The organism is Fictibacillus halophilus, from assembly GCF_042680145.1.
Lineage (GTDB): Bacteria > Bacillota > Bacilli > Bacillales > Fictibacillaceae > Fictibacillus > Fictibacillus halophilus_A.
The window spans coordinates 2922295-2948399 of the sequence record NZ_JBHTNQ010000001.1; the positions used below are offsets into that span (position 1 = coordinate 2922295).

At 42.1% G+C, this 26105-nt stretch carries 31 protein-coding genes and 1 riboswitch; of the genes, 10 read left to right on the plus strand and 21 right to left on the minus strand.

Annotation, left to right across the window (positions count from 1 at the left end):
* The first annotated feature begins 15 nt into the window (after positions 1 to 15).
* The gene (locus ACFQ4X_RS14750; RefSeq protein ID WP_066293612.1) at positions 16 to 156 is read left to right on the plus strand and encodes a YpzI family protein; all 141 of its coding nucleotides are present in this window, start codon (positions 16 to 18) and stop codon (positions 154 to 156) included.
* A 42-nt stretch (positions 157 to 198) separates the two neighbouring features.
* Here the strand turns inward: ACFQ4X_RS14750 and ACFQ4X_RS14755 are convergent, their stop codons facing one another.
* The 3 genes from ACFQ4X_RS14755 to ACFQ4X_RS14765 form a co-directional block, all read right to left on the minus strand.
* A complete protein-coding gene (locus tag ACFQ4X_RS14755; protein ID WP_379836369.1) occupies positions 199 to 699 on the minus strand; it encodes a DUF1648 domain-containing protein in 501 nt (166 codons plus the stop codon).
* 114 nt (positions 700 to 813) lie between these two features.
* Positions 814 to 1008, minus strand: a complete 195-nt coding sequence (locus ACFQ4X_RS14760) for a hypothetical protein (protein ID WP_379836371.1) — start codon at positions 1006 to 1008, stop codon at positions 814 to 816.
* A gap of 69 nt (positions 1009 to 1077) precedes the next feature.
* Positions 1078 to 1257, minus strand: a complete 180-nt coding sequence (locus ACFQ4X_RS14765; protein WP_379836373.1) for a hypothetical protein — start codon at positions 1255 to 1257, stop codon at positions 1078 to 1080.
* A gap of 327 nt (positions 1258 to 1584) precedes the next feature.
* Here ACFQ4X_RS14765 and ACFQ4X_RS14770 point away from each other — a divergent pair, with 327 nt between their 5' ends.
* Positions 1585 to 2760, plus strand: a complete 1176-nt coding sequence (locus ACFQ4X_RS14770) for a S8 family peptidase (protein ID WP_379836375.1) — start codon at positions 1585 to 1587, stop codon at positions 2758 to 2760.
* Between the two features lie 120 nt (positions 2761 to 2880).
* Positions 2881 to 3069, plus strand: a complete 189-nt coding sequence (locus ACFQ4X_RS14775) for a DUF3899 domain-containing protein (protein WP_379836377.1) — start codon at positions 2881 to 2883, stop codon at positions 3067 to 3069.
* Between the two features lie 160 nt (positions 3070 to 3229).
* Here ACFQ4X_RS14775 and ACFQ4X_RS14780 read toward each other — a convergent pair whose 3' ends face one another.
* A complete protein-coding gene (locus tag ACFQ4X_RS14780; protein WP_379836379.1) occupies positions 3230 to 3517 on the minus strand; it encodes a hypothetical protein in 288 nt (95 codons plus the stop codon).
* Positions 3518 to 3696: 179 nt separating this feature from the next.
* Here ACFQ4X_RS14780 and ACFQ4X_RS14785 point away from each other — a divergent pair, with 179 nt between their 5' ends.
* Positions 3697 to 3888, plus strand: a complete 192-nt coding sequence (locus ACFQ4X_RS14785) for a hypothetical protein (protein WP_379836383.1) — start codon at positions 3697 to 3699, stop codon at positions 3886 to 3888.
* 54 nt (positions 3889 to 3942) lie between these two features.
* Here the strand turns inward: ACFQ4X_RS14785 and ACFQ4X_RS14790 are convergent, their stop codons facing one another.
* The 6 genes from ACFQ4X_RS14790 to ACFQ4X_RS14815 form a co-directional block, all read right to left on the minus strand.
* Positions 3943 to 5871 (minus strand): nitric oxide reductase activation protein NorD, encoded by a 1929-nt coding sequence (locus tag ACFQ4X_RS14790; RefSeq protein ID WP_379836385.1) that lies wholly within the window; start codon positions 5869 to 5871, stop codon positions 3943 to 3945.
* A gap of 65 nt (positions 5872 to 5936) precedes the next feature.
* Positions 5937 to 6821: an ATP-binding protein gene (locus ACFQ4X_RS14795; RefSeq protein ID WP_379836387.1), complete on the minus strand. Its 885-nt coding sequence runs from the start codon at positions 6819 to 6821 to the stop codon at positions 5937 to 5939.
* A 339-nt stretch (positions 6822 to 7160) separates the two neighbouring features.
* Positions 7161 to 7895: a YdcF family protein gene (locus ACFQ4X_RS14800; protein WP_379836389.1), complete on the minus strand. Its 735-nt coding sequence runs from the start codon at positions 7893 to 7895 to the stop codon at positions 7161 to 7163.
* A gap of 87 nt (positions 7896 to 7982) precedes the next feature.
* Complete coding sequence (locus ACFQ4X_RS14805) at positions 7983 to 8474, minus strand: hypothetical protein (RefSeq protein ID WP_379836391.1); 492 nt, start codon at positions 8472 to 8474, stop codon at positions 7983 to 7985.
* A 35-nt stretch (positions 8475 to 8509) separates the two neighbouring features.
* Positions 8510 to 8592: riboswitch (cyclic di-GMP riboswitch) on the minus strand.
* A 144-nt stretch (positions 8593 to 8736) separates the two neighbouring features.
* On the minus strand, positions 8737 to 10176 hold the full coding sequence (panF, locus tag ACFQ4X_RS14810) for a sodium/pantothenate symporter (RefSeq protein WP_379836393.1): 1440 nt from the start codon (positions 10174 to 10176) through the stop codon (positions 8737 to 8739).
* On the minus strand, positions 10173 to 10460 hold the full coding sequence (locus tag ACFQ4X_RS14815) for a YhdT family protein (RefSeq protein ID WP_379836395.1): 288 nt from the start codon (positions 10458 to 10460) through the stop codon (positions 10173 to 10175). The genes panF and ACFQ4X_RS14815 overlap by 4 nt, the downstream gene beginning before the upstream one ends.
* 484 nt (positions 10461 to 10944) lie before the next feature.
* On the opposite strand from ACFQ4X_RS14815, the gene ACFQ4X_RS14820 reads away from it, so the two are divergent.
* From ACFQ4X_RS14820 to ACFQ4X_RS14830, 3 genes are all read left to right on the plus strand, one after another.
* Entirely contained in the window at positions 10945 to 11451 is a 507-nt protein-coding gene (locus tag ACFQ4X_RS14820; RefSeq protein ID WP_379836397.1) for a transposase, read from the plus strand.
* A 234-nt stretch (positions 11452 to 11685) separates the two neighbouring features.
* Positions 11686 to 11856, plus strand: a complete 171-nt coding sequence (locus tag ACFQ4X_RS14825) for an aspartyl-phosphate phosphatase Spo0E family protein (protein WP_083207883.1) — start codon at positions 11686 to 11688, stop codon at positions 11854 to 11856.
* 127 nt (positions 11857 to 11983) lie between these two features.
* Positions 11984 to 12421 (plus strand): hypothetical protein, encoded by a 438-nt coding sequence (locus ACFQ4X_RS14830; RefSeq protein ID WP_379836399.1) that lies wholly within the window; start codon positions 11984 to 11986, stop codon positions 12419 to 12421.
* Between the two features lie 4 nt (positions 12422 to 12425).
* On the opposite strand, the gene ACFQ4X_RS14835 is transcribed toward ACFQ4X_RS14830, so the two are convergent.
* Positions 12426 to 13373, minus strand: coding sequence for a nucleoside hydrolase (locus ACFQ4X_RS14835; protein ID WP_379836401.1), 948 nt, complete (start codon positions 13371 to 13373; stop codon positions 12426 to 12428).
* A gap of 74 nt (positions 13374 to 13447) precedes the next feature.
* Positions 13448 to 13864: a thiol-disulfide oxidoreductase DCC family protein gene (locus ACFQ4X_RS14840; protein ID WP_379836403.1), complete on the minus strand. Its 417-nt coding sequence runs from the start codon at positions 13862 to 13864 to the stop codon at positions 13448 to 13450.
* Positions 13865 to 14018: 154 nt separating this feature from the next.
* Here ACFQ4X_RS14840 and ACFQ4X_RS14845 point away from each other — a divergent pair, with 154 nt between their 5' ends.
* The 3 genes from ACFQ4X_RS14845 (at position 14019) to ACFQ4X_RS14855 (ending at position 17175) form a co-directional block, all read left to right on the plus strand.
* Entirely contained in the window at positions 14019 to 14690 is a 672-nt protein-coding gene (locus ACFQ4X_RS14845; protein WP_379836405.1) for a DUF975 family protein, read from the plus strand.
* A gap of 164 nt (positions 14691 to 14854) precedes the next feature.
* The gene (locus ACFQ4X_RS14850) at positions 14855 to 16474 is read left to right on the plus strand and encodes a hypothetical protein (protein WP_379836407.1); all 1620 of its coding nucleotides are present in this window, start codon (positions 14855 to 14857) and stop codon (positions 16472 to 16474) included.
* A gap of 5 nt (positions 16475 to 16479) precedes the next feature.
* The gene (locus ACFQ4X_RS14855) at positions 16480 to 17175 is read left to right on the plus strand and encodes an OmpA/MotB family protein (protein WP_379836409.1); all 696 of its coding nucleotides are present in this window, start codon (positions 16480 to 16482) and stop codon (positions 17173 to 17175) included.
* A 42-nt stretch (positions 17176 to 17217) separates the two neighbouring features.
* Here the strand turns inward: ACFQ4X_RS14855 and ACFQ4X_RS14860 are convergent, their stop codons facing one another.
* The 9 genes from ACFQ4X_RS14860 to ACFQ4X_RS14900 all read right to left on the minus strand — a co-directional run bounded on the left by ACFQ4X_RS14860 (position 17218) and on the right by ACFQ4X_RS14900 (position 26096).
* Complete coding sequence (locus ACFQ4X_RS14860; RefSeq protein ID WP_379836411.1) at positions 17218 to 18087, minus strand: AraC family transcriptional regulator; 870 nt, start codon at positions 18085 to 18087, stop codon at positions 17218 to 17220.
* 59 nt (positions 18088 to 18146) lie between these two features.
* Positions 18147 to 18404 carry a hypothetical protein gene (locus ACFQ4X_RS14865; RefSeq protein WP_379836413.1) on the minus strand — a complete coding sequence of 86 codons (258 nt, stop codon included), beginning with the start codon at positions 18402 to 18404 and terminating at the stop codon, positions 18147 to 18149.
* A gap of 111 nt (positions 18405 to 18515) precedes the next feature.
* The gene (locus tag ACFQ4X_RS14870) at positions 18516 to 19478 is read right to left on the minus strand and encodes a DMT family transporter (RefSeq protein WP_379836415.1); all 963 of its coding nucleotides are present in this window, start codon (positions 19476 to 19478) and stop codon (positions 18516 to 18518) included.
* Positions 19479 to 19798: 320 nt separating this feature from the next.
* Positions 19799 to 20329 carry a chromate transporter gene (locus ACFQ4X_RS14875; RefSeq protein WP_379836417.1) on the minus strand — a complete coding sequence of 177 codons (531 nt, stop codon included), beginning with the start codon at positions 20327 to 20329 and terminating at the stop codon, positions 19799 to 19801.
* Positions 20326 to 20907: a chromate transporter gene (locus ACFQ4X_RS14880; RefSeq protein ID WP_379836419.1), complete on the minus strand. Its 582-nt coding sequence runs from the start codon at positions 20905 to 20907 to the stop codon at positions 20326 to 20328. Before ACFQ4X_RS14880 ends, ACFQ4X_RS14875 begins: the two co-directional genes overlap by 4 nt.
* Before the next feature lie 42 nt (positions 20908 to 20949).
* Positions 20950 to 22602, minus strand: a complete 1653-nt coding sequence (locus tag ACFQ4X_RS14885) for a gamma-glutamyltransferase family protein (protein ID WP_379836421.1) — start codon at positions 22600 to 22602, stop codon at positions 20950 to 20952.
* Between the two features lie 5 nt (positions 22603 to 22607).
* On the minus strand, positions 22608 to 23582 hold the full coding sequence (locus ACFQ4X_RS14890; protein ID WP_379836423.1) for an ABC transporter ATP-binding protein: 975 nt from the start codon (positions 23580 to 23582) through the stop codon (positions 22608 to 22610).
* The gene (locus tag ACFQ4X_RS14895) at positions 23554 to 24558 is read right to left on the minus strand and encodes an ABC transporter ATP-binding protein (protein WP_379836425.1); all 1005 of its coding nucleotides are present in this window, start codon (positions 24556 to 24558) and stop codon (positions 23554 to 23556) included. The genes ACFQ4X_RS14890 and ACFQ4X_RS14895 overlap by 29 nt, the downstream gene beginning before the upstream one ends.
* 8 nt (positions 24559 to 24566) lie before the next feature.
* On the minus strand, positions 24567 to 26096 hold the full coding sequence (locus ACFQ4X_RS14900) for a glutathione ABC transporter substrate-binding protein (RefSeq protein WP_379836427.1): 1530 nt from the start codon (positions 26094 to 26096) through the stop codon (positions 24567 to 24569).
* Positions 26097 to 26105 lie beyond the last annotated feature (9 nt).

Consider the following 26105-nt stretch of genomic DNA (forward strand, 5'->3'; position numbering starts at 1 on the left):
AAGGAGGGTATTAAAATGGGAAAAGACAGACAGGAGAAAAAGCTTAGAGAGTCAGGCCGCGTTGAGTCAGACCGAGATCAAAGCTTGAAGTATTCAGGTGCAGCAAAAATGGAAAGTCCTGATGAGGCACGAGCTCGTAATCATCAAGACCAATAAACAGCAAAAACACTTGGGAATCCTTCAAAATCCCAAGTGTTTTTATTTGAGTTTAATCGATCTCACTATAAAAAATGCAATTGATGCGGTTATCGTAATGATAAATATAGGCAGATCCCACATACTTAGGGATGTGTTTTTCACATTTGCTATTTCCCCGCTTACCCAGCTCATATATATAAAGAAAAGCAGGACCTCATTTTTAATGACATTAAGCATCAGCCGTGCATTTTTATATTGTCTTTCCGCATTCTCTTCGGTTAAAAAAAGATAGTTATACACATGAGGAAATTTTTCAAGGACCGTTAGAAGCACCCACATCATGGAACCTATCACGAGTAAAATCCAAAGATTAACTTTACTTCCCCACCCATCCGGCTCTCCTGCTCCGTTAAAATGGATCGGAACCGTTCCAGGTATCGAACTCCACTGCATGATTAAGTTTGCGGCACCCGCAATAAAAAGAATGATAGCGGCTATATCTAAAATATTCTCAACAAATGTTCTTGGGATTTTTATTTTGGGGCGATTTTCGTAAAACATCCATCCACCTCCTCTTCTTTTATACGTTTTTTTCCAGATGAAGTTTCATTATTAAGGGAAGTTTCACAACAAATAAAAGAAGATGGCCCCTCTAAAAGCCATCTCCCCCACCGTTTATTTACTTTCAATCCCCATTGCGATAATAAACCAGTTGGCGCCGTTCTTGCTTCCAATTTGGAAAAAGAGCGCAATGATCTCTTCACGTGTAAAGTGTTCCGTTAGTTTGGTGTACATTTCATCCGGTAGCTGTCCGTGATATGCCATGATATGATCGGCTAATTCGAGTGCCAATTTGTGACGTTCGGACAATTCTGCTTCGCCTTTTTTCATGGCTGTTTGCCTTGAAGACTCATCCAGAGTCCCGTAGTCCATGTTTTGTCAGTAGTCGCAGCCGTTGTTTGATGCGGAACGCAAACGAAGCATTTCCATCAGCTCAGGTTCAAGGATATTGTTGAGCGCCTTGTCCATTTGCTGAAATGCTTCAAGAATTTCCGGAGCATTAGCAAGTGCTTTATTAAAAGGTGTACCTTCTACATTAACTTCAGGCAGTCGTGCCATTTTTCAGCCTCCTTTTAATATATATTTCTTCTTGTTTTCAATTTACGATACCTTCTTTCATTTTCCTATCATTCTGCTTTGTAAAAAAATTCAGATATAGTTTTTACATTCGTGTTATGTAATGTTTACTATCGTAACTCTATCTTAAGATAATAGTTAAGTATTACATGTTACGCTTTATTCATAGTCACATAGACTCATTCATTACTGTGACGTGGTAAATTATCATTATTTTCAGATAACGTTAAAGGGTTTTGTAGAAAATTGTTGAATCCCTTTAGCAACCCAGCCAAGCTTGCTTGGTAAATACATCAGAGGAGTGATTTTATGTTAAAGCGTTTCGTGGCAGGCGCCGCGTCTTTACCATTATTGATATCTTTAGCTCTCCCGGCTTCGGCTGCTGAGCCCGAAGTTCAGGAGGCTTCATTTACATCTGCTGCTAAACAGCAGGCTGCACCACAGGAAATTATCGTTCATTATAAAGATTCAGTTTCTGCTGCTTCAGCAAAAAATGGTGCTTCAAAGTTTGGTGAGGTTGTCGATTCAACTGAAGATTTTACGGTTGTAAAGGTGAGCGGCAATGTAGCAGATGCTGTTAAGAAGTTTGAAAGTCTTGATTCTGTAGAGTACGCAGAGCCGAATACTACTTTACACGCGAGCTATGTTCCAAATGATCCTGATTATAAAACGAAACAATACGCTCCTCAAAAAGTAAGTGCTGAACAAGCTTGGGACACTACGCAAAGTGCATCCAGCGTTAAAATCGCGGTTATCGACACTGGCGTTGATTATAATCACCCTGATTTATCAGGAAAAGTAATCAAAGGTGCAGATTTTGTTGATGACGATAACGATCCGATCGACGAAAACGAGCACGGTACACACGTCGCTGGTATCGCTGCGGCTAACACGAATAACGGTGTTGGAATCGCAGGCCTTGCTCCTAAAGCTTCTATCCTAGCGGTTCGTGTATTGGATGCGGAAGGCAGCGGATCACTGGACGATGTTGCTCAAGGTATCCGATATGCCGCAGACCAAGGTGCTCAAGTTATCAATTTAAGTCTTGGCGGTTCAATCGGATCACAGACGCTTCAGGATGCGGTTAACTATGCTTGGAATAAAGGTTCAGTAGTTGTTGCAGCTGCAGGTAACTCTGGCGTTGCTCTACCAAGCTACCCGGCTTATTACTCGAATGCGATCGCGGTAGCTGCTACTGATCAAAACGATCAGAAAGCTTCCTTCTCGAACTTTGGTACTTGGGTTGATATTGCAGCACCTGGTGTAGATATTTATTCTACGATACCAAATAATCAATATGAGAGTTTCTCTGGAACTTCCATGGCATCACCGGTTGTTGCGGGTGTAGCAGGACTTCTGGCTGCCCAAGGCAAGAACGCTTCACAAATTCGCGCGGCACTTGAAGATACGGCAGATCCTGTTACTGGTACAGGCACGCTGTTCCAGAACGGACGTGTGAACGCAGCCAAAGCTGTTCAGCAATAAATAGATGTTTTACAGCCTCCGGAAGGATCCCCCCCTATGCTTCCGGGGGCTTTTTGTTTAAAATTCTCCGCTTTTTGAAACACTGATAAAAAGGTTAAGTGCAAAAGCGGAGGAATTCATATGTTTGGCTTTAGAAAAAAGAAAAAGCAGAAGAGTAAGGAAGTTGGAACTCAAGTTCAGTCTACTGATGCAGAAAAAAAACAAACTGAAAAAGAAGCAGAAGAAAAGATTGTGTATTTCTTTTTAATCAGTACTGCTATATTTGGTGTAGTTTTATTGGTTCTTGGTATTTCGAGAGAGTTTACTTGATTCTATAGATTTTTGGATTAGTCCTCTTTATTAAAAGAGGACTTTTTATATGAAAAAATAGTCGTTATATGTAGAAGGACTCGGCGGAGAATGTGTCGAATTTTGATTTGAAGAGATGAAAATTATGTAAAAACTAAAAAGACGCTCCGGAGGCTGTTCGTCACTTCCCCCGAAGCGCTTTGATTTCTTTTTTTAGTGCAGTTAGCTGGTCTTGAATGTCTTTCATTTGATCTTCTTGTTCCTGCTGCTCTTTTTGGTTTTGAATTTTGTTGATATAAATTTGTCTGAGTGTGATCGCGGCACTTATCGTTGAAAGAAAGTCACCTGCTGTAACCAGTGTGGAGCCGAACAATGCGAGTTCAGCGGCAAAAGTATCTGCGTCTTTTACGCCTGCTAAATAATCTTCTTCTGCAGCTTCTAATATGACGTCAACAACACGTTGGTTCAAGGCACTCACTCCTTCATTACTGGTTTTTATATAATATGCGTATTACCCAGTTGCGGTGCTATAGCCTATTTAGTTTTCATACCTGTTTTTAATAGCAAAATAATTTCGTTTTTTCGTCATTGTTTCTTGAAGTATAGGCATTTTGACCGATATAAAAGTGAATAGGGGGAGGTTTGGCGATGGAACAGTGGCTTTCTTTTCGAATTCCGTTTGATATTTATTCGATCTATATCTTGCTTGCAGCTTTTATTGTAGTCGGAATTTTTTCAGGCCTGCTTCGAACAGCCTTACCAGAGTGGTCAGTCAAAATCTTTAGTTATGCAGGATTTTTGGGAGTCGTTTTTGCTTGGTTAAAGCTTTTGGAATATTGATATTTACATAAAGGAAACGCCCTTGGTCTTGATGACCACCGGGCGTTTTCACGTTTATATAGATTTGAAAAGAAGTTTTCTGAGAACCGGCATGAGGTAGTCGACGAGTTCAGCAGCACTTGGCACGACAACGTTTTGCGGACCGTAGATATTCTGCATGAGCTTCTCTTCTTCCTCCGAAATTTCACCATTCGCGATGAACATGCCGATTGTTTCGATTCCAAGCTTTCGTGTACGGGTAACGGCTTCGTGCGTATCGAGAACTCCGTGGGATTCGTAATCAAAAGCTGCTGGTTCACCGTCAGAGAAAACGAGCAGGATTTTTTGCTGCTCCGGGCGTTTTGCGAGTTCTTCACCCATCCGGCGGATTGAGTATCCGTCACGGTTGTCTTCCTGAGGCTCGAGCTGCATGATGGATGCCCCTGGCTGATGAAGCGAATTTCTATATGAGATTACCTCATGAAAATAGTTCGGCTGATCGTCTGTTGTCGCTTCAGCTGCATCTTCCCAGAAACCTACGACTGAATGTGGAATTCTGAGAGCTTTTAACGTTTCATGAAAAAGAACGATCCCTTTTTGCGTCTCTTCCATCTTGTTGAACATCGATGCTGAACAGTCGACAAGAAGCGTGAAAGTCGTATCCAGTTCATGCTGCGACTCTTGTTTTTTTCTAAAAATTCTCGGGTTTTTGTCTGTTGCAAGTCTTGTAAGCTTCTTTCCTAGTCGTCCAAAGTGCAGATCTTCCCTTGGTGCTGTTCGTTTATGCTCCATTGTTTTTAGGAAATTCTGTTTGAGCTGTGTGACGAATGGTGAGATTTCTTGTTCAAAGAGCTGGTATTTTGCGAATTCTTCAGGTGTTGCCGGTTTAGCAGGCAGGGTATACTCTGTAACGTTTTTGTTTACTTCTCCATATCGGTAGTGATTCGCAGAATCAGAGCCGGTCTGGTTGCTGTCGGTTTCTGCTTCGTGTTCGTTTTGACTGTTGAAGTCGTTATTATCTGTCGTTTGAGCGCTCGTTTGAACAGAGCCAAATACAGCGTCACCACTATCCGCTTCCCTTGCCGCTTCTCCTAAAAGATCCGTATTTGTCCCTTGATCAAGGTCCATTTGTAAAAATGAATCCTGCGGGTCAGACGTTTCATCATGCCAGGAGGAATACTCTTCTTTCTCCTGCTCATCTTTTTTCTCTTCCTTATCGTCGTCTTTTTTGATCGTTTTTTTCGTTTTGGTTTCCGTGTTGCGGGTTAGGTCGTCGAACGTTTCGCTCTCATTTTCTATATCCGATATTTTCGGTTTATCACTAAAACTGCGGTATGCCGTTTTCATGTCTGTTAATTCTGGGTGTTGCTTTGTGATATCACCCATTTGAATTACGATTGCTGCTATATCTTGTGTTGACTCAGCAGTTGTAAGTTGTGCAAACAATGGACGCAGTTCTTGATAAAGTGCTTGTGTATCAGGCGGCACAGCAACAAAACGTTTATTCGCTAAAAGAATAACATGGCAAAATAATGCGTCAAGAATGCGCTTTTGCTGTATATGTTTTCGGTATTCACGGTTGTAATGCACCTGGAACGTTTCTTTCCGGAGCTTGAACGCGTGAGTCATTCCGGGCCGGTCCGTTATGCAAATCTGTTCTAAACGGAAGTCTTCGGCAAAGAGCAGAATCTGTTTTAAGAACTCACGGTGCGGATGTGATTTCAGTTCATCGAGCGTGTCCCAGATCACGATATCATCAGAATGAAACTGTGTGCCATAGCTGCGCAAATAAACGTCGGATTTCCAGCCTTCAAGCTGAATCTCCCGCGGGTATGGGTTCCAAAACTGACTGACATGTGTGATGCCCTTCTTTCTCTCAAGGTTAGAATGGTATGAGAAAGAAACGTCCATCTTTTCCACCTTTGAAAGGGAACGTGCAAGGTCTATCAGTTGCATATGAACAAAAGAATCGATCTTTGTATCCGCAAAAACTAGGAATTTCATCTAGGCGAAACCTCCAAAATCATCGTGGGAAATAAATTGTAGGGGGTCTGACCCCATTTCCCAGCTTACACAAACAGCGTCGCAGCCACATTGGAAACGAGGACGCGTTCGCGGGCGTCTTCAAGCTTGTCAGCGATGGCACGCTGGATGGCGCGTTTCGCCGGCAAGTAGACAGAGAGGTCGGCAGCATCAAGCAATGCGCGGATGGATGCAGCGTCCTCAGACAGATGGCCAGCTTTCGCCTGACCGATCAGGTCTGACGAAAGCTGTACAAACTTCTCAAGCACCTCTTCGTCTTTTTGCTGAGACTGGCTCTTCAGCATTTCTTTCAATGTATCTCCTTGGATATAAGGCACCTCGATTACAACGAAACGATTTTTCAGCGCTTCATTTAACGGCACCGTTCCGATATATCCTTCGTTAATAGCAGCGATCACATTGAAACCAGGTTCAGCTTTTACCACTTCACCAGTAAACGGATTTGCGATTGTACGGCGGTAGTCCAGCATACCGTTTAGAATCGGCAGTGTTTCAGGCTTTGCAATGTTGATTTCATCGATGTACAAAAAGTGACCGTTGTTCGCAGCTTTTGTTACAGGGCCAGGGATGAACTCAATCTCTTGTTTGCCGTCTTTGTAGCTTAACGTTTTATGGCCAAGAAGGGCTTCAGCATCGAGATCAACAGAAGCATTTACCTGGTGCAGCGGCTGTCCGAATAAATTCGATAGCAATTCTGCAAGCTTTGTTTTACCTGATCCTGTCGGCCCTTTCAGCAATACATTTTTACCTAATGCAAGTGCGATAACCGCGTCTTCCACGAGCGAAGCGTCAGGGGCAGTGTATCCTGGCTTTCCGATTAATTCTTTATATACATTCGGTAATTTTTCTATTCTTTGAGCCGCCTCATTCTGCAGCTTTTCTTTTATCTCAATCGGGATTTGAAGGTTCATTATAAAAAATCCTTTCTTTCATCTATCAACAGTATTTCCAGTAATTCCGTTACATAAATCCTTACACAATGTAACATTGTAAGCTTTTTCAAGGCAAGCCTGCAGAATTTCATTAAAAAACGCTTAGATCGCTATAACGAACTAAACGTCTTCATCCTTTTTCATAAGATTAATAATATGTGGTTTCGGCTCCCAGCAATTAAACTTATAATCCGGTTTGGTTTCATAACCAAGACGTGAGCAAAAGTAGTACATACCTTGCTCTGTTTTCTGAGGTTTGAAATTCACGCATGTAGCGCAGCAATGGTACTTATTTGTCTTCATAAGAGTCACTTCCTTTTACCGGTCCGTGAAGTAGCTTTTGATGATCGCCATATATTCTCTCACATGAGCTTGGGGAACGGATGAAATCCTAAGCGGTGACCCGAGCCCTTCCGCTTCAATCCCGACACGCTTGGCGATCATCTTTGTCCGAAAAAGATGAAAATCACTTGTCACGATCAGCACTTGATCGTCAGGCTGTATCATCTCTTTCGTATATAAAAGATTTTCGTATGTACTCGTCGCTTTTTCTTCAATTGTTATACGTTCCGGCTGGATTCCGTTCTCTATTAAGTAATTTTTCATAATGGTGCCTTCACTCGTCGTTTTACCGAACCCAAGACCGCCGCTTACGATAAAAGCAACGTCAGGATGGTTCTCCGCGTATGCTAAAGCTTGATCAAGCCTTCCTTTTAACACAGCGCCTGGACGATTGTTCTTCGTGCCGCCTCCAAGTACAAGGATGGTATCGATTTTTCCAGAAACCTTCTGTGGATCCGTGTTTGCTGATGCAAGAATAAGAGTTTCTAAGGTTGCTGCAAAGAGCAAAAGAGTTAGTACAGTTGTTAGAGTCGTCTTCTTGTACTTTTTAAAAAGATAGATTGCCGGTTCATATTTGTAAAAAAGGACAAAAAACATAGCACCCAATAAGAAGAAAACCGCGAGACCCATGTCCATGTTGGTAGTCTGAACGAGCATCGCAACGGCATATACAAAGAAAATAATGCTAAGTGATAGAAAAATTTTTTTCATAGATTCGGCTCCGTTTGTCAGTTTCTAATTTCTAGTATAAAGGAAAAAGAAAAAGAGCGGAGTTTTGAGTTTCCGCTCTTTTTAAAACTATTTTTTATTAATATCGGCTTTTTTAATTTCTTGTTCAATTTCATTTGTGATATCAGTTTTGATCGCACCTGTTGTTTTAGTTGCGTCTAGTTCCATTTCAGCTGTCTTTTTTTCTACAGCTTCGTTTTTTCTAGCCGTAATATTAGTAATCTCATCAGTGTAATGCTGTTGAAGTTCTGCTTTTTTGTCATTAACAATCTTGTCTTTTTTGTCTTCTAGCTCTTTGTTAGTACTATTAATAATCCCACTAATCGTTGCACTTACATTTTTTAATAGTGAATCTTTCTCTTTATTAAGCTCACTATCAATCTCTGTTTTAAACGTGTATTCAAGAATCTTCGTGTATAAAGCATCCGCAAGCTCTGGCTTTGCAGCGAATACCGAAGTTGTTCCGATACTCATTGCAAACGTTGTTGCCAAAACCACCTTCGGCCATTTCTTAGTTGCCTTCTTCTTTGCACCAAACTTTTCTTTTCTTGAGATTTCCATAAAAAATACCCCTTCCTTTATCTAGTAGAACGAATAAAAGAAGCGGTCGGTTGCGCTACTAGCTCTAGTCACTCCAAGCGCCCACATACAGAATGACCTTCAATGCTCCACACTTATTTAATTATATTCTGATATTAAATTACCACCAAAGGATATTACTGTAAATAGGTATTTATTAATTTTTACATACATTACAAATTTTAGTGAAAACGTATATTAAAAAAGAAAAGCGATATCGTCCATCTGAAGTGGACAATATCGCCTAAAATGTATTTGTCTGGGGTCTGTCCCCCTTTGTGAAACTCCCCACAATGTATGCAAAGAAAGAAAGTACGATCGGCATGACTACGGTGTGCATCCCCCAAAGATTCGGATAGTTGAGATGCAGCCACATATATGAACCTACTCCTACAACAATAGAAGCGAGTGCTCCGTTTGCATTCCCTCTCTTCCAATATAACCCCATGATGATTGGCCAGATAAAAGCTGCTTCTAAACCGCCAAATGCAAAAAGATTCAACCAGATCAACAGATCAGGCGGATTAATCGCCATCGCAAATACACTCAATCCGACTACTGCTGTAATACCAAAGCTTAATCGTTTTACCAAACGCTCTTCAGCATCAGGTTTTATGTAATTGATATAAACATCCTTGATGATTGCTGAACTTACTAGTAAAAGTACGGAGTCAACGGTAGACATAACCGCAGCAAGTGGTGCAGCAAGGACGATACCCGCTAACCAACCGGGCAGTACTTCTAGTGCAAGTAATGGCATAACTTTATCAGGCACTTCAATGCCCGGTAAAATCACTCTTCCAAATACTCCAGCTAAATGCATCCCTAGCATGATAAATCCAACCACAAACGTTCCTATGATCATGGCGCGGTGCATCGCTTTCGAATTCCGATAGCTCATAGCGCGTACCGATATTTGAGGCAAACCGACGACACCTACACCAACCAAAATCCAAAATGACGATACAAATAATGGAGTAAGTGATCCATCTGATCCGAACGGAGTAATGAGGTTAGGATTTTCCGCTCTCAATTCGCCTATGATATTTTCAATCCCTCCGCCAGCTACGATAGTTCCAGCTAGTATGATTACTGTACCAATCACCATGACTACACCTTGAATTGCATCTGTAATAACAACTGCTCTGAATCCACCCGCTATGACGTATACTAAAACAGATGCTGAGAAAATGAATAATGCTGTCGTGTAAGAAACGCCGGTAAAAGATTCAATCAGCCTTCCTCCACCAACCCATTGCGCAGCCATGGCTGAAAACAGGAAGATAACAATGCTTAATGCTGATAAAATAACAACCCACTTACTTTCATATCGGGATTTAAGAAAGTCAATAAGGGTCACAGCATTGATCTTTCGGGCTACAATTGCAAACTTTTTCCCTAAAACAGCGAGTGTAAAATAACCTGTTACAAGCTGTGCCATCGCGAGAAGAACCCAGCCAAGCCCAAGCTGATAAGCAGCACCAGGACCTCCAATAAAACTCGAAGCACTTCCGTATGTCGCGACCATCGTCATCGCAAGAACAAAACCGCCAAGCTCACGTCCAGCTAAAAAGTAGTCTTGCAAAAAAGAAGGTCCGCTCTTAATGTGCCTTGATGTATAAACACCAACTATAAAAACAAGTACTAAAAAGAAAGCTAAAGGAAGAATCACATCCCAGTTCATCGAGAGTCACCCTCCCCTTCATTATCATCTGAGTCAAATGGAACTTCTTTAAAGAAAAACTTCACCATTATAAAAACTAAAATTGTAAAAACGATAAATCCTAGGATACAGCTATAAAAAAACCATGCAGGAAAACCTAGTATGTATGTATACTCCTTAACCGGCCGGCCGCCTAGTCCATACGCAAAAGCATACCACCAAACAAAATTCAGAATTGCAAGCACCGTACCCATAATCGCTTCTTTATTAGAGATCCGGTATCGCCAGTCGTTCCCTTTTTTCATTGTTCAACCTCCTGGACTTACCATAAAAATGAATAAAAGCTCCTTCATTACTATGGCAAATTCACAAACTCTTGTCGAGTTCTTTCGACTAATTAAACACTTCTATAAGGTTATTTAGATTCCTTGTTCAGTTTCAATAACGAGTTCACTTTCAGCACACTTGTACTCGCTTTTATGACTAAATTGATGGGAATTCATATGAGTATTTCCGGGGAAATTTGATAGAATCTGCGGAGAAAATACAGCACTCGACAAAATGTGAAGGGAAAATCAACATTCTAATATTAAAACAGAATGGTACCGTTTGTATTTTCCTTTTCTCTTAGGTGTTTTACTCGAAAACATTAAGGGAAATAAATTGTTTGGGGACAGTCCCCATTTCCCACTTTGCTAGTACTCGTAGTAAAATATAAGAACAACCCGAAAGGAGGTGATATCAATTCCTAGAAACCGGCGCATTTGGTACCCTGATGCTGTTTACCATGTGACTACCCGTGGAAATCGCAGGGAGCCTCTCTTCTATTCCCATTTGGATTTCCATCGTTATCTCAAGATTTTAAGTCACTGTGTAAAAAAGTATTCCGTAGATTTATTCTCTTATTGCCTCATGTCTAACCACACTCATCTTCAAATTCAGTGCAGCAAGTCCCCACCCGGAGATTTCATGAAAGAATTAAACGAAACTTACGCAATGTATTTCAACAAAAAATATGAGCTTACCGGTCATGTGTTTCAAGGCAGATATGGTGCAGAGTTAATTGAAGATCGTTCCTATCTTTTAGACACTAGCCGATACATTCACATGAATCCGGTAGCAGCAGATCTCGTCATGTTTCCTCTTGAATATCCATGGAGCAGCTACCGTTACTATGTTACCCAATCGGTATGTCCTTTCGTGGAAACCTCAAAGATTCTAGAACAATTTCAGTATTCAAAACCTCAATATCGTGATTATGTAGAAAGCAGGACCTCACCGGTAGTAGAACTTTAACCTCATTTTATACAACTCTATTAAAAATAAAGTCAGTCATAGCAAGGAAAAGCCGGTTATGTCCTTCTAACGAAGACAAAACCGGCTATAATGTATTTGTCTGGGGTCTGTCCCCCTATATGTGTAAAAAAATAATAGACTAGACACAAAATATGGTATATAATTATTACAAGATTTACCGATATTTATGGTGCAGAAGCAGAAGTGGTTATTATATTTGAGGGGGAATGGACCATGAGCCGAAGCAATGCTCTTGTCTTAACTACAGAGATAGACGCCATTCGCACGACCATGTATGAGGTAAGTAAAAAAGTTAACAGTCTTGCTGATCCGTTACTTGTTCAGTTAAGTCAAATTCTTGATGAAAAGCTAAACAAACTTGATCAAATTAGAGAATGTGCTTAATTAACACAACAATATAACTAATATATCTACAAATTTTACCGGAGTCCGTGTCTGCATTGATAGGAAGCCGGTTTTTTATTGTTCTGTATGTATTCAACATTCTTAAATACTGAGTGGAGATCATCCTTTGAAAACAAAATTATTAATAATACTACCTGTTTTTATAATCATTTTTTTAGGAATTTACATATTGAAACCTGACTCAATAGATTCCAAAGAAAAGCAGCTAACTGAATTATCTAGTGATATTCAGCACCAAATAAACAATTTGAAGAAGAGTAATAATACGAGTTATCTATTTCTACCAAAGAATACTAATAAATCTACTAAAATAGTATATTTATATTTTAACCGTAACGACAATAGGAACCTATACAGCTTTCCAACTGCTGAAATCTCTGTTAATAACAATACAATGCGTATATATATAAATGAGCAAGATGCTCTTCATGACTCTGAAGTAAAGGACACCTTATTACTAGAGTTTCAAGCTCAATCATTTCCAGAGCATATAGAAGTGTTCTTTCAAAACAAAAGAATTGAGTTAAAACAAATTACATATTAAGCACTTATTTAAATTCCTCACCGGTCATCACACTCATAAAGTCATTGAAAAAGTAATTATAGTCAAAGTCAAACGCAATTCTGTGCTTTTTCTCCTGTTCGCCAAACTGAATATACGGCCTGATATCTGCAATACTTTGCCCTCTTGCAATCATTTCATCTCTTAGTACAATATGTACCGGCAGCGTTTTGTAGCTAAACATATTTTCGCGTATACTCGCCATCAGTGTTATCGCATCATGGACCGGACTTCCCTGAATGCTGGGGTTGTTATTTTTATAGAACTTATAATAGAAATCCAGCAGCGGTTTTATAAGAGGAGCTTTTCCTTTGTAGTCAATGTAGTTCACCATTTCCGGTGTTACTAAGGCGCGGTCTGTCACATTCAACGGGATTATGGTTACATTTTCAGCATAGGTCAGAACGATTCTTACCGCGATAGGATCTCCATGAAAATTAGCTTCAGAAACTGCAGTAACGTTGCCCGGTACCCAGAACGCCCCGCCCATAATATAGTAAGCTTTCACTTTTTTCATCAAGGATTGGAATAAAATAAACATCGTGGCAAGAGAGGTAAGTCTGCCAACGTTAACGATTATCAGTTCATTTTCATATTGATTGATTAAATTTACAATCTCAAAAAAGTTTTCAATAACCCCTTCGTATGTTCCTGGTTCGATAGGACCTAATCCGTACTCTCCATGTACTTCAGGATAGAATGTGGGCTGCTCACCTGTCATTGGAACTTCAGCCCCACCAATGATTTTTACTTCTTCAGGAAAGTTGAACATTTTTGCAATATAATGTACATTAGCAATCGTCTTCTCTCTAGAAACATTTCCATAGTCAGAAACGACGCCAACTATATCGATTTCTTCATTTAAATAACCGTAAGTCAAAGCTATGGTGTCATCTATTCCAACATCCCCAAAGAACAAGATTTTTTGCCCCATAACAAAAACCCCTTTTAGGTTTTTCTTCTATCCTATTAAGAGGTATGTTTTTTTATGAAATTTGTCATTAAAAACTATTCTAAAAACCTTTTTCTTAGCTGTGGTGTCGGTATCATACAGCTTTCCCGCTTCCCAAACCATTTGTACCGGTTATGGGCTACCTTTTTATAAAAGAAATCACGAATGGTCTTTGGTACTACCATCAATATCTTTCCTGAGCTATATGGGAACTTTAGATAATACGATAATTCCAGCACTGCGTCAGATGCAGTATATACGTGATTATCGGAAATCAGGATTACGGAGTTTGTCTGGTTTGGATCAAGTCTAAAGTGAGTCAGCAGCTTCTCTCCTGCTTCAGACTGGATGGCAGCGAACTTTAGATTTTGGTTCTTCTCGTGTTTTAATATGAATTGTACACTAGAATTACAGAGGTTGCAGACACCGTCAAAAAGAAGAACAGGTTGACATTCTTGTCCAAGATGTTTCATTTGCTTCCCCTCCAGTCTATTTAATAGCTAATTCTATTTTACTTATAATCTGGCATTAAATAAAATTATAGTCTTTTTATGTACCCATAAATTCCTACTTTTCACCATAATATAGTAGTATAATCAACTGAGAGTTAAGGAAAGGTGAAGAGGAATGAAAATTAAAGCGTTCAAGAAAGAAGCTAAACAGAAGTTAAAAGGACAATGGGGTCGAGCAGCGTTATTTACTCTGCTTTTTGGTGCTATTTATTACGTATTTCCATTGATTATTGAAATAAATCTTAGCGGAGGCTTTGAAGCTTGGATTGATCAGACTAAAGTTACTAATGGTGCAGCCGCAAGTACTTTTGTCATCACATTAGTACTGCTGCCTTTATATATCGGATATTTATGGACATTCTTATCCGTCATTCGCGCAGGAGAACAAATTAAGTTAACTGGTCTCCTTCAAGCATTCTCAGAGATCAGCATGTACTTGAAAATCCTTGGAACATACCTCGTTATGATGGTTTATTTGTTCTTTTGGTTTCTTCTTTTAATAATTCCAGGTGTCATTAAAGCTTTTGCTTATTCACAAACGTATTTTGTGTTAAAAGATAACCCTGATATCGGGATTAACGCCGCTATAACAAGAAGCCGCAAGCTGATGCACGGTTATAAGTGGAAGTACTTCCTCCTGCAGCTGAGTTTTATCGGGTGGATTTTCCTGAGCTTAATCACGCTAGGGATCGGCTTTATCTGGCTATCTCCTTACCTAAGTGCATCAAATGCCGCATTTTATAATGAATTAGTTAAAAAACAGAGCAGAGATGAAGTCGTAGCTTAAAGAAATAAAAACATCGATCAAGAAAACCCCGGAATTGTCCATTCGAGATGGACAATTCCGGGGTTTTTGTATTTGTTTGGGGTCAGACCCCATTTCCCTAAATATTTCCCGCAACTAGGACATATCTATCAGTAAAGAAGACAAGACATCTAAGGGGTGGCATTATGGATCAGCTTACGTTAATCGTCGTCGGGGTCATTGGGTTTCTTATGTTTCTCGGTATCGTTGGATATACACAGACTGCCTATCATTTCCGTAAATGGAACAAAGAACTGCAGCAGCTTGAAACGAATTCAGAGCAGCAGGCTTACTCACATTGGATTCAGCGTGTCACAACAGATTACAAGCAGTTCCATCTCGCCGGTGTACCGCAGCTCAACACACAAGCGCTTATTGAAAAACATTTATATAACGAACGCATTCCTGTGCTCGGCATTTTCCGTGTTCCTGTCGGAAACATCCAAAAGCTCCTAAATCAGCTTCCGTCTTTCACCATCATTCTTGGTGTTCTCGGAACTTTCATCGGGCTTACGCTTTCTCTTTTATCCATGCAAGACACATTAATGACGCTTGGCACACAGCCAGCCGATTCGAATCTTACTTTGAACTCGATCATCTCATCACTTACCGCACCGTTTGAAGGCATGAGTGTTGCCTTTTTTACTAGTATCGCCGGGATTGGGGCTGCGCTTTTCCTCAACCTGATTCAGTCAGGATTTTTTTCACAAGGAACTTCCCTCTCCTACATGCAAAACAAGCTTTTAGCGGATTGTGAGGTCTATCTCGATCATCATGTGAACAGTGTGCTAATTAACGACAAGCCTCAGGATTCTGTTGAACGGCTGCTCGACCGCCTGGCTGCCAGAGTTGAGTCTTCTTTTGATAAAACACTTGGAGAATTCGCTTCACAGATGGTTAATTTTACAGCTGGTCTGCAAAAAGCGATGGAAGACGTGAACGGCATTTTCGAAGCGCAGCGTCAGCATTCTGAACGTTTCGCCGCTTCCACCACCCAGCTCGATGAGTTCGGCCAGCGTTTTAACGAAACAACAAAAGAGCTTGGCACGATCCAAAAGACAGTCGATACAAGCATTAACGCGCTCGCCAAAAATATATCTTCGTTCGAGCAGCAGCTTAAAACAAGCAACGAGCGACATACGCAAGGTCAGCAAAAGTTTGAACAGCTTATCCAGCGTTCCGATAAAATGCTGCAGGAAGCTCAACGCCGATCCGAAGAACATGCTCAGGCAGTGCTTCGCGGCATGCAGGAACAGCTTCAGCACTACCAAAACCAGCATGATGCCTTAGAAAACCGCCTCGCTCAAAAGCAGGATGAATGGCATTACCGTTATGCTGAAAAACAAGGTGAATACGGAAGAGCGTCAGCCGACTTCGCGTCAAGTGTCGGGCAGCTCGAAAAAAGCTTTTTTTCTGCGGTCGAACATATTAAGCGTGATTTTACCGATCAAGTCCGTAACATTATGGACAGCCAGAGCCGTCAGCTCGCTTCCATTCTTAATAATTCGCAAAATCAGCACAGCCGTGATGATGATATGCGTGAACTCGCACGTACGCTTGAAAATCTTCATCAAGGATTAAATCGCAGCATCACCGACAACAACCGCACACTTTCTGACATGTATCACCTCATGCAGCGAATCTATCAAGCTGCCATGAACCAGTCGAATCAGGTCGTCTATGAGACTAGGATTCCACGCCAGCCTGAATACGTTGATGATGAACGCATGCCTGAGATCTCGCAACAGAATTTTAGGAGACGGTGACCGGTATGAAGGCACGTAAATCGTACTACAACAGCGACGATCAGGAGACGCAAGAAATTTTTTGGCCGAGTTTTACCGATATGATGGCCATGATGGTGCTCGTAATGGTATTTATCGCCATTCTCGCTTATGTGCAGAGCATCTACAACGCTTATGACCAGGCCCAGATCAAGCGTGAGCTCGGTCAGGTGGCAGAGGTGAAAAAGCATATTTCTGACCTCATCCAAAAGCAGCTTGAGGAGAATGTCGGAAAAGATAAGATCATTCGCGGACCGAACAATACGATTTCAGTTGAAGGAAACATTTTATTCGACACCGGGAGTGCGGATATATCTGAAAAAGGAAAGCAAGTTCTCGATCCGTTAGCTGATGCACTCGCCGCGATCATCGAGGAAAAAGACATGAGCCAGTATCTCTACATCATTTTAATAGAAGGCCACACCGACTCTGTTCCTTATGACAACTGGTCGCTCTCCACTCAGCGTGCGGTTGCGGTCGTTGACTATCTCGGAAAAGCGAACCCGAAACTCGCTAAAAGAGAGTATGCGCAGTACTTGGCAGCAACAGGGTACAGTGAATATAAGCCGATTGCAGAAGGCAATTCAGCTGATGCCCTACAAAAAAACCGCCGGATCTCGTTTCAAATTATCTTGGATGACGACAAATGGCAAAGCAAGCTGAAGGAGATTGTGGAGCAATAAATACAAAAAGCATCGGTTCCTAAGCCGATGCTTTCTTTATAGTTATTTCTTTTTGACCGGTATCCATATCTCACTCTTAAATGTTGGAGATGTGGTGTCCTTGTCTGCATTCCATAAAATCTCAGGTCCTTCCGATTGTTCATAAGACGATGAAGGAAACCACTCAGAGTAAATGCGTCCCCATACATTCTGAAGCGTTTCTGGGAAAGGGCCAACCGCCTCAAAAACGGCCCAAGTGGAGGCCGCAACCTCAAGTTTTTCTAAATGATCCGGACATTCTTCCGTTGTCGCTGCACCAATATAATGATCAAGCTCACTGTTTTCAGCAAATCTCTCCGAAAAATTAGTGGATGCACTGATCAGCCCTCTTGGTTCCACATTCGATAAATTTTTTAGTTCATTGATCATATCCATATTCAAACTCTGCCACATAGCTGCAATTTCAGGATTTACTCCCTCATAGATCAGCGGCACTCTTTTCTTTATCCCCACAATGTGAAATGCGTCTTTTTCAACGATCCGATAGTTCATTTCACTTCCTCCTTTTATTGATAATTGGAAGGTCATGCGTGGATAAGCTTTCAAAGAATGACCGTTCTTCTTCGCTTCTCTTGGTGTAATGCCATGCAGCTGCTGAAACGCTTTTGTAAAAGCATCTGGTGAGCTGTACCCAAATTTTATAGCTACATCAATAATCTTTGCATCACCATGCACGAGTTCGAAAGCCGCAAGCGACAGCCTTCGCCGGCGGACATATTCAGATAACGGGACACCGGCGAGAAAAGAAAACATCCTCTTAAAATGGTACTCCGAGCAAAAGGCGCGTTTGGCTACTTCCCTCATATCAATCTCATACTCTAGGTTTTCCTCCAAATACTGAATCGCATCATTCAAACGTTTAAGCGAATCCACATCAATAACCTCCTTTCACCAATAAGAATAGCTGGAAAACTTGCTAACTACCCGACAATCTATGTACCCATTCTAACGGATTTCTCTGAATCAAGAAAAGAAAGATGGATGTTCATCCATCTTCCGCTTTGGTGCTGTTTAGGTTTAAGGTTTACTGGCTGCGGTTTTCCATTCACGGTACGTGTTCTTTTATTTCTTACACGTTCACGCAGAAGTAGGCTCGTTTCACGCAGGATGGGGGCACTCTCACGCGAAACACAGCTCGTTTCACACAAGATTGTCTCCTTTTCACGCAGAACACCTTCTGTTTCACGCACCTATGCCTTTCTGCACAAAAAACAACCGCTGCTACGGGCAACGGCTGTTCAAAAGTTACTATATAAAAGGGGGGGTAGTACTAATATTCCCAACTCACATTTTTTTATTCATCATTTTGCAAGATTGATAGATTTTTTTTGAACAACTTCTGTTTTTCCGTAATAACTGTGTAAAAACATGCCCAGCATAATAACGAGAACTCCAAATAATGACAGCATTGTTGGCGTGGCGATCGATAACAGCCACATTTCGCCTGCCAGTACGAAAATAATTTCAGCTGATTGCGTCGCTTCGACACCTGCTAGTTTCACAGGGTTGTTCGAGCAAAGGTCAGTAGCCTGAAAAAACAGCACTGTTGCGATAACACCTGATGAGATCGCGACTAAAAAACTTTGCCACAGCTGGTCAGTTGTCGGTGCCCCGCCTTGAAACCAGCCTACTACAGCTAAAACAATCCACCATGGGAGCGATGCGATGGTCATACCGAACGCCCGCTGAAACGCATCAAGCCGTTTGTTCGTAACGATCATCATCTTTCGGTTGCCGAGCGGATATGCGATTGCCGCAATGAGAACCGGCAGAACAACATGCAGCCAAGCCGCTCCGTTCACCCCGTCAGCTTCCTGAATTTGAACAAGCCCAACGCCTGTTAATATGAGAACAGAAAAGCCAAGACCTTTAAACGGAATTTTTTGCCGAGATCCTTTGTTCTTTCCTTCCCCTTCATAAAAAAACGGAACGAGCAGTGATCCAGCTACAATCGTAATCTGCCAAGTTGCCGCGACGAGCCATGCTTCTCCAAAACCTGCTGCATAAGTAATCGGCGCATAAAAAAGAACGAATCCGACCGAACTCCATAAAAACCATGTTCCAAAACGTGCTCTTAGTTCCTGAAAAACTGGCTTTACGTTTCCACGCATCCAAACGATGATCCACAATAACGGAACCATGTAAAAAAAGCGAAGCGATGCACTCCAGTGCCAGCTTCCCCCGCTCAAGTCCATCGACCGGTTCAATATAAATGTGACGCCGAAGAAAAAGGCGGCAGCAATACCTAACAATATCGGTTTCATCCTAATGACCCCCGCTTCCCTAAAAAGTATTCATTTGTTTTGTCCAGAATGCCTGTACCATTTTATTGAAACTATTTTATCATACAGTATTTAGAAAATACTGCTGCAATGGCTTATGAAAAACGCCTGAAACTAACATTTCTATTCATCTTTTTTCAAAAAAGTTCGATGGACGATTATTACATGGTAACCCGATTTTTATCCATGGTAAACCGCATTTTATCCACGTATAAAAAATTTTATCCGATTTTCGAAAATGATCGACAACTTCAAGCCACCAAACTGAAAAAGACGAAACCTCATCCAGGTTCCGCCTTCCATCAAGCTAAAAAAACAGCTCCGTATCCAAGTGATCCAATAATAACAAACACGGGAGAAACTTTGACCTTCTCCATCAATAAAAAGCTTACTGCTGCCAAGAATAGTGTATGCATCCAGCCCACACCAGTAAATGATTCGAAAAAGAATTGATACGCCATTATTCCAAGCAAAACAGCGATTGTTGGTTTTACATACGTGCTCATGTTCTTTACTCTTGGGGAATCTTTAAATTTATAAACGAGTCCGAGAAAGGCTACCATCAATAAAAGGGAGGGAGCAACTGTGGCAAAAACACCTACCAATGCTCCAAGCCATCCGCCTTCCTGAAATCCGATATAGCCAGCCATTTTCGTAGCGATTGGTCCCGGAAGCGCGTTACCAAGTGCCAATACTTCTGTAAATTCGGTTACCGAAAGCCACTCGTAACGATCTACCACTTCATTTTCAATCAAGGGAATGGAAGCAGGACCGCCGCCATAGCCTAAAATACCTGGGATAAAAAACGCGAGAAAGATGTGCCAGTATGTCATCCTGTTTTCTCTCCTTCCCGCACACGTACGACGTTTTCCTTCTTTTCTTTCACTGGACCAAATAAAGCATATGCGAGTAATAATCCAATTACGATGCCTGGATGTACGCCAAGAAACTGCAAAAGCAAGACACCCGCAAATATGTGTACCAAACTGATTTTTAGTCCAAGGCTCTTTTTCGAAGCATCAACGAACTGCCAAGTTAAAACGGCCAGCATGACAGCAACTACCGGTATAACCCCTTTGGTCATCCCTTGAACCCATGGTTGGTCTTTATAATCTCTTAAAGATGTCAACAATAGAATCATGAGAATAATCGTTGGGAGCATAGTAGCCAGGAGTGCGATAATGAGGCCGAGAAATCCGGCGACACGGTATCCGATATAGCCTGCCATCTTGGTTGCGATTGGTCCTGGAAGCGTGTTTCCAAGCGCCAATACATCTCCGAACTCTTCATCGTTCATCCATTTGTATTTTCCGACCACTTCTTTATGGACTAAGGGAATAGAAGAAGGTCCTCCACCATATCCAAGCATTCCTGACCGGAAAAAGGCGAGGAACAAATTAAGGTAGGTCATGTTATCAAGTCCTTTATTCTAGGTTGGTTTTGGTTCGTCTTTTTACCAGGCAGCAATAGAGCCATCTGTTCTTCCTTCTGTTCCTCCGGCGAGCACGCCTGTATCTGGATCTCTCCATATGATCTGTCCGCGGCCGAAGTTCCCCGAATCCATCGCAACCTGCACATCGTGCCCCTTTCTTGCAAGTTCGTCTGCAATATGAGCAGGCAATGAACGTTCAACTAGTACTTTTTTATCCTCCATCCACTGCCAGCGCGGTGCATCCAGTGAGGCTTGAGGGTTTAAATGGAAATCTACTGTGTTCATCACGACCTGTACGTGGCCTTGAGGCTGCATATATCCACCCATCACACCAAACGGACCGACCGCTTCCCCGTCTTTTGTTAAAAATCCTGGGATGATCGTATGATACGTTTTTTTACCAGGTTCCAGTGCATTATCGTGATTAGGGTCTAATGAAAAATCATGGCCTCTGTTCTGAAGTCCGATGCCAGTACCTGGAACAACTACGCCTGATCCGAAGCCCATGTAATTGCTTTGGATAAATGAGACCATGTTCCCTTCGTCATCTGCTGTTGCTAAATAGACCGTTCCTCCACTTGGCGGAATGCCTGGTTCCGGCTGAAGGGCTTCAGCCCCGATCAACTCACGTCTCACTGCCGCATACTCCTCAGACAATAACCCTTCAACAGAGACGCTCATTCTTGTTCGATCAGTTACATATTTTTTTGCATCCGCAAAGCCGAGTTTAATGGCTTCAATTTGTTTATGGTACGTTTCGGCTGATTCTTTTTCTGTAAAATCAAAGCCTTTTAACGTATTCAATGCCATGAGTGCAACGATTCCTTGCCCGTTCGGCGGAATCTCCCACACATCATATCCTCTATAGTTCACTTTAATGGGATCTACCCACTCAGGGTAAAAAGAAGCTAGATCTTCACTTCGTAAAAATCCGCCTTGGACTTCAGAAGCTTCGGCAATCTTTTGTGCAAGTGCTCCTCTATAAAAGGATTCGCCGTTAGTTTCTGCGATGTCCCGTAAAGTCTGTGCATGATCAGGCGAACGCCAAATCTCACCCACTTCAGGAGCACGCCCGTCTGGTGCAAAGGTCTGGAACCAGCTATCAAATTCATCACCTTTTAATTCACGCTTGTACGTTTCATAAGCTCGTTTCCAGTACTTTCCGAGGATCGGTGTAAGAGGGTAGCCTTCTTCTGCATATGAAATAGCTGGTTCGAGAACTTCTTTTAATGAAAGTTTTCCAAACCGGCTGGAGAGCTCTGCCCATGCTGCCGGCGCGCCAGGAACTGTAACGGGCAGCCAGCCAAACTTTGGCATCGCGTCAAACCCAGCCTTCTTCACTTCCTCAATGGAAATTCCTTTTGGTGCAGGACCGCTCGAATTCAAGCCATGCAGTTCACCGTTCATCCAGACGAGTGCAAAAGCATCTCCCCCGATTCCGTTTGATGTCGGTTCTACAACAGTGAGACACGCGGCTGTGGCGATGGCTGCATCAATCGCGTTCCCGCCCTTTTTTAAAATATCAAGTCCCGCCTGTGCTGCTAGCGGCTGGCTCGTTGCGACCATGCCTTTTTTGGCGTAAACGGTCATCCTCTGAGAAGAATAAGGGTTGTTCAGTGCATTGTACGTTAGGTTTTGTTTTTTATGCGGTAATGTTTGATTCGTCTGATTCATCTTCTTCACCTCTCATGACAGGCGATAAAATGGCCGTCATCAATTTGACGCCACGCCGGTTTTTCTGTTGCGCAATGATCTTTTGCGATGGGACAACGGGTATGAAACGGACAGCCAGTCGGCGGATTGGAAGGACTCGGCAGATCACCGGTTAAACGGATCCGTTCTCTTTTTCGTCCGACAGCTGGCCTTGGAATGGCGGACAACAACGCCTCCGTATAAGGATGTGTCGGATTTTCATATAGCTTGTTTACAGGCGCTAGTTCGACCATCTGTCCTAAATACATGACGAGCACCCGGTTACAAAGGTGACGAACGACTCCCAAATCATGCGAAACGAACAAATACGTCAATGCGTGCTTTTCCTGCAGATCTTTTAATAGTTTAATAACTTGTGCCTGTACAGAAACATCAAGTGCGGAAACGGGTTCATCACATACGATAAAAGAAGGATTGATGGAGATCGCACGTGCGATGCCGATGCGCTGACGCTGACCACCGCTGAACTCATGCGGATAACGCTCATAATGGTCTTCTTTTAAACCTACTTCGTTTAAAAGCTTGATCACTTTCTCTCTTCTTTCCCGTGCCGGAAGGTCTGTATGAATAATTAAGGCTTCCTCTAGAGCATCGCCAATCCGCTGTTTTGGGTTAAGAGAAGCGTACGGATCTTGAAAGATCATCTGCATCTCTTTTTTGAACGGCTTTAACTGGCGTGCTGAGTACTTACTGATGTTATTCCCGTTAAAGACAAGTTCTCCTTCTGTGAGAGATTCAAGCCCAAGGATCGTTCGCCCCAGTGTTGATTTTCCGCAGCCCGACTCACCGACGACACCCAGGGTTTCTCCTTTATAAATATCCAGGGTAATTCCATCGACTGCCTTCACATGGCTTTTTACTCGTTGAAGCAAACCGCCTTTTATGGGAAAGTGCTTCTTTACATTTTTTACACTATAGAGAACTTGCTCGTCTACCGCCATTCTGTCCTACCTCCCCTTGCAGCCAGCATCGTACGTTCTGTTTATCTGTTACGGAAAAAGTCTTTGGTGATTCACTGAAACACTTTTCAAACGCATACGGACAACGCGGATGAAAACGGCACCCGCTGATCTTTTCGTTCAACATCGGCATCGATCCCGCTATCGGTTTCAGTTCAAAATCAGGATCATCTACATTTGGCACAGAGGACAAGAGTCCTTTTGTGTATGGATGCTGCGGGTTTTCAAAAATTTCTTCTACCCGTCCTTCTTCTATCACTTCTCCTGCATACATAACGATGACACGGTCAGCGATCTCAGCCACAACACCCATGTCATGCGTAATCATGATCATGCTCATGTCTAACTGTTCTTTCAGATCGTTCAGCAAATCGATGATCTGCGCCTGTATCGTTACATCAAGGGCGGTTGTCGGCTCATCTGCAATCAGCAAGGATGGATTACAGGATAAAGCGATCGCGATCATGACCCGCTGTCTCATCCCACCGCTTAATTCATGCGGAAATTGGTTCATCCGTTCTGCTGGTGACGGAATTCCTACCATCTTCAAAAGCTCGATACCTCTTGCATGTGCTTGTTTCTTGGAAAGTTTCTGATGGATCATCAAAGGTTCACGAATCTGAAATCCAACTGTAAATACAGGGTTTAAAGCTGTCATCGGTTCCTGAAAAATCATAGAAACATCATTTCCGCGCAGCTTCTGCATTTCTTTTGGAGACATAGAAGCTAAGTTCTTATTATTAAACGAGATTGAACCATCTGTTATACGTCCGTTTGAAGGCAGAAGCCCCATGATGGAAAGGGCTGTGATACTTTTACCACAGCCTGATTCTCCAACGATGCAGAGCGTTTCTCCTTTTTTTAATGAAAAAGAGGCGCCGCGGACAGCTGGCAAAAGACCGTCCGCAGACTTAAACTTTGTTACTAGATTTGTCACTTCTAACACAGTATCTTTCATCGTTATCCCTACTCTCTATGAACGCTGTATAGTGACCACTGTCCTGTAGGTTCCATCTTAAAGCCTTTAACAGATTTATCGAAAGCAGCTGATGCGATCCCATGGTAGATCGGCAGTACCGGCAGCTGTGTCATGACGTATTCATCCGCTTTTGTTAAAATCTCGTGGCGCTGTTCCTGATCGACAACAGAGCGAGATTGTTCGATCAGCTTGTCTAGTTCAGCATCTTTATAACGGCTTAAGTTTGTTGCATCAATGTTCGCTGAATGCAGACGCGGGAACAATAGTTCACTTCCGTCACCTGTTACATTCGACCAGCCGGCAATCGTGATATCAAAGTCACCTGTCTTGGATACATCGAGATATGTACCCCATTCAAGTGTTTCGATCTTGGCTGGAATACCGACTTCTTTTAATTGAGCTTGAATGACTTCTGCCATGTTCATGTATGATGCTGTGTTCGCCACAAGCATCTTGACTTCTTTTTTATCAAACCCGCTCGCTTTAACGAGTTCTTTTGCTTTTTCTTGATCAAACTTAGGTCCTTTATCGTCTTTCGGATGTCCGAATACTTCTGGGCCAATGAAGGTGTTGGAGTAAACGCCTAGTCCGTTCAGTTTTTTCAGATAGCCTTCACGGTTGATCGCATGTGATACAGCCTGTCTGAATTTCAGATCGTTCATTGGCGCTTTTTCCATGTTGAATGCCAGATAATAAACCGGTGTTCCATCTACTGTTTGTGTTTCAACGTTCTTAATTTTTTCTAAGCGCGGCATAAGTTCAGGTGCTAACGCGTCAATCAATTGAACTTTTCCAGTCTGCAGCATAGATATGGCTGTTGATACCTCTGGAACAACCGTAAACGTAATCTTCTCCAGCTTAGCAGGCTTTTGCCAGTAATCTTCATTCTTCACGAGTACAATGTCATCACCGTTTACTTTTTCAGAAAACTTGAACGGTCCTGTTCCAACAGGGTCTTTCATAAGATCTTGTTTTTTGTCAGCTGTCGGTGAAACGATGGCAGCATTTGAGTGCGTTAGAGCAGCAAGCATCGGACCGTACGGCTTTTCTGTTTTTAAAACGACGGTATGCTCGTCCTGAACTTCGATAGATGAAACAGGTGCTAAAAGAGAGGCACGCGGTGCAGCAGTTGCAGGATCTTTTAGCTTATCGAACGTGTATTTCACCGATTCTGCATTAAAAGGTGTTCCATCATGGAATTTAATATCTTTCTTTAGCTTGATTACCCATGTATTTTCATCAGGATTTTCATAGGATTCTGCAAGGTGAGGAACAATTTCACCTTTGCTGTCGCGGACAAATAGCGTTTCATAGATTTGCTCGATAACAGTAGATGATACAGAATCATTCGTAAGAATTGGAGAAAGCCCTACAACTTTCGAGGTTGTTGCATAGGTTAGCTCTTGATCAGCATCACCAGCACTTCCGCCTGATGAAGAACTGCTGCTGCAACCCGTTAAAGCCAAAGACAATACAAAAAGAACCGTTAGCAAGCTAGTAAACCACTTTTTTCCCATTTGTAATCT

Bases quoted from the DNA above. Each gene is read 5' to 3' on its own strand.
- ACFQ4X_RS14845 (WP_379836405.1), top strand. From the start codon at position 14,019: ATGAAAATTAAAGCGTTCAAGAAAGAAGCTAAACAGAAGTTAAAAGGA.
- ACFQ4X_RS14785 (WP_379836383.1), top strand. From the start codon at position 3,697: ATGGAACAGTGGCTTTCTTTTCGAATTCCGTTTGATATTTATTCGATC.
- ACFQ4X_RS14800 (WP_379836389.1), bottom strand. From the start codon at position 7,895: ATGAAAAAAATTTTTCTATCACTTAGCATTATTTTCTTTGTATATGCC.
- ACFQ4X_RS14885 (WP_379836421.1), bottom strand. From the start codon at position 22,602: ATGAATCAGACGAATCAAACATTACCGCATAAAAAACAAAACCTAACG.
- ACFQ4X_RS14755 (WP_379836369.1), bottom strand. From the start codon at position 699: ATGTTTTACGAAAATCGCCCCAAAATAAAAATCCCAAGAACATTTGTT.
- ACFQ4X_RS14890 (WP_379836423.1), bottom strand. From the start codon at position 23,582: ATGGCGGTAGACGAGCAAGTTCTCTATAGTGTAAAAAATGTAAAGAAG.
- ACFQ4X_RS14825 (WP_083207883.1), top strand. From the start codon at position 11,686: ATGAGCCGAAGCAATGCTCTTGTCTTAACTACAGAGATAGACGCCATT.
- ACFQ4X_RS14855 (WP_379836409.1), top strand. From the start codon at position 16,480: ATGAAGGCACGTAAATCGTACTACAACAGCGACGATCAGGAGACGCAA.
- ACFQ4X_RS14850 (WP_379836407.1), top strand. From the start codon at position 14,855: ATGGATCAGCTTACGTTAATCGTCGTCGGGGTCATTGGGTTTCTTATG.
- ACFQ4X_RS14750 (WP_066293612.1), top strand. From the start codon at position 16: ATGGGAAAAGACAGACAGGAGAAAAAGCTTAGAGAGTCAGGCCGCGTT.
- ACFQ4X_RS14795 (WP_379836387.1), bottom strand. From the start codon at position 6,821: ATGAACCTTCAAATCCCGATTGAGATAAAAGAAAAGCTGCAGAATGAG.
- ACFQ4X_RS14870 (WP_379836415.1), bottom strand. From the start codon at position 19,478: ATGAAACCGATATTGTTAGGTATTGCTGCCGCCTTTTTCTTCGGCGTC.
- ACFQ4X_RS14805 (WP_379836391.1), bottom strand. From the start codon at position 8,474: ATGGAAATCTCAAGAAAAGAAAAGTTTGGTGCAAAGAAGAAGGCAACT.
- ACFQ4X_RS14775 (WP_379836377.1), top strand. From the start codon at position 2,881: ATGTTTGGCTTTAGAAAAAAGAAAAAGCAGAAGAGTAAGGAAGTTGGA.
- ACFQ4X_RS14840 (WP_379836403.1), bottom strand. From the start codon at position 13,864: ATGAAACATCTTGGACAAGAATGTCAACCTGTTCTTCTTTTTGACGGT.
- ACFQ4X_RS14765 (WP_379836373.1), bottom strand. From the start codon at position 1,257: ATGGCACGACTGCCTGAAGTTAATGTAGAAGGTACACCTTTTAATAAA.
- ACFQ4X_RS14880 (WP_379836419.1), bottom strand. From the start codon at position 20,907: ATGACCTACCTTAATTTGTTCCTCGCCTTTTTCCGGTCAGGAATGCTT.
- ACFQ4X_RS14895 (WP_379836425.1), bottom strand. From the start codon at position 24,558: ATGAAAGATACTGTGTTAGAAGTGACAAATCTAGTAACAAAGTTTAAG.
- ACFQ4X_RS14815 (WP_379836395.1), bottom strand. From the start codon at position 10,460: ATGAAAAAAGGGAACGACTGGCGATACCGGATCTCTAATAAAGAAGCG.
- ACFQ4X_RS14900 (WP_379836427.1), bottom strand. From the start codon at position 26,096: ATGGGAAAAAAGTGGTTTACTAGCTTGCTAACGGTTCTTTTTGTATTG.
- ACFQ4X_RS14770 (WP_379836375.1), top strand. From the start codon at position 1,585: ATGTTAAAGCGTTTCGTGGCAGGCGCCGCGTCTTTACCATTATTGATA.
- ACFQ4X_RS14790 (WP_379836385.1), bottom strand. From the start codon at position 5,871: ATGAAATTCCTAGTTTTTGCGGATACAAAGATCGATTCTTTTGTTCAT.
- ACFQ4X_RS14875 (WP_379836417.1), bottom strand. From the start codon at position 20,329: ATGACATACTGGCACATCTTTCTCGCGTTTTTTATCCCAGGTATTTTA.
- ACFQ4X_RS14835 (WP_379836401.1), bottom strand. From the start codon at position 13,373: ATGGGGCAAAAAATCTTGTTCTTTGGGGATGTTGGAATAGATGACACC.
- panF (WP_379836393.1), bottom strand. From the start codon at position 10,176: ATGAACTGGGATGTGATTCTTCCTTTAGCTTTCTTTTTAGTACTTGTT.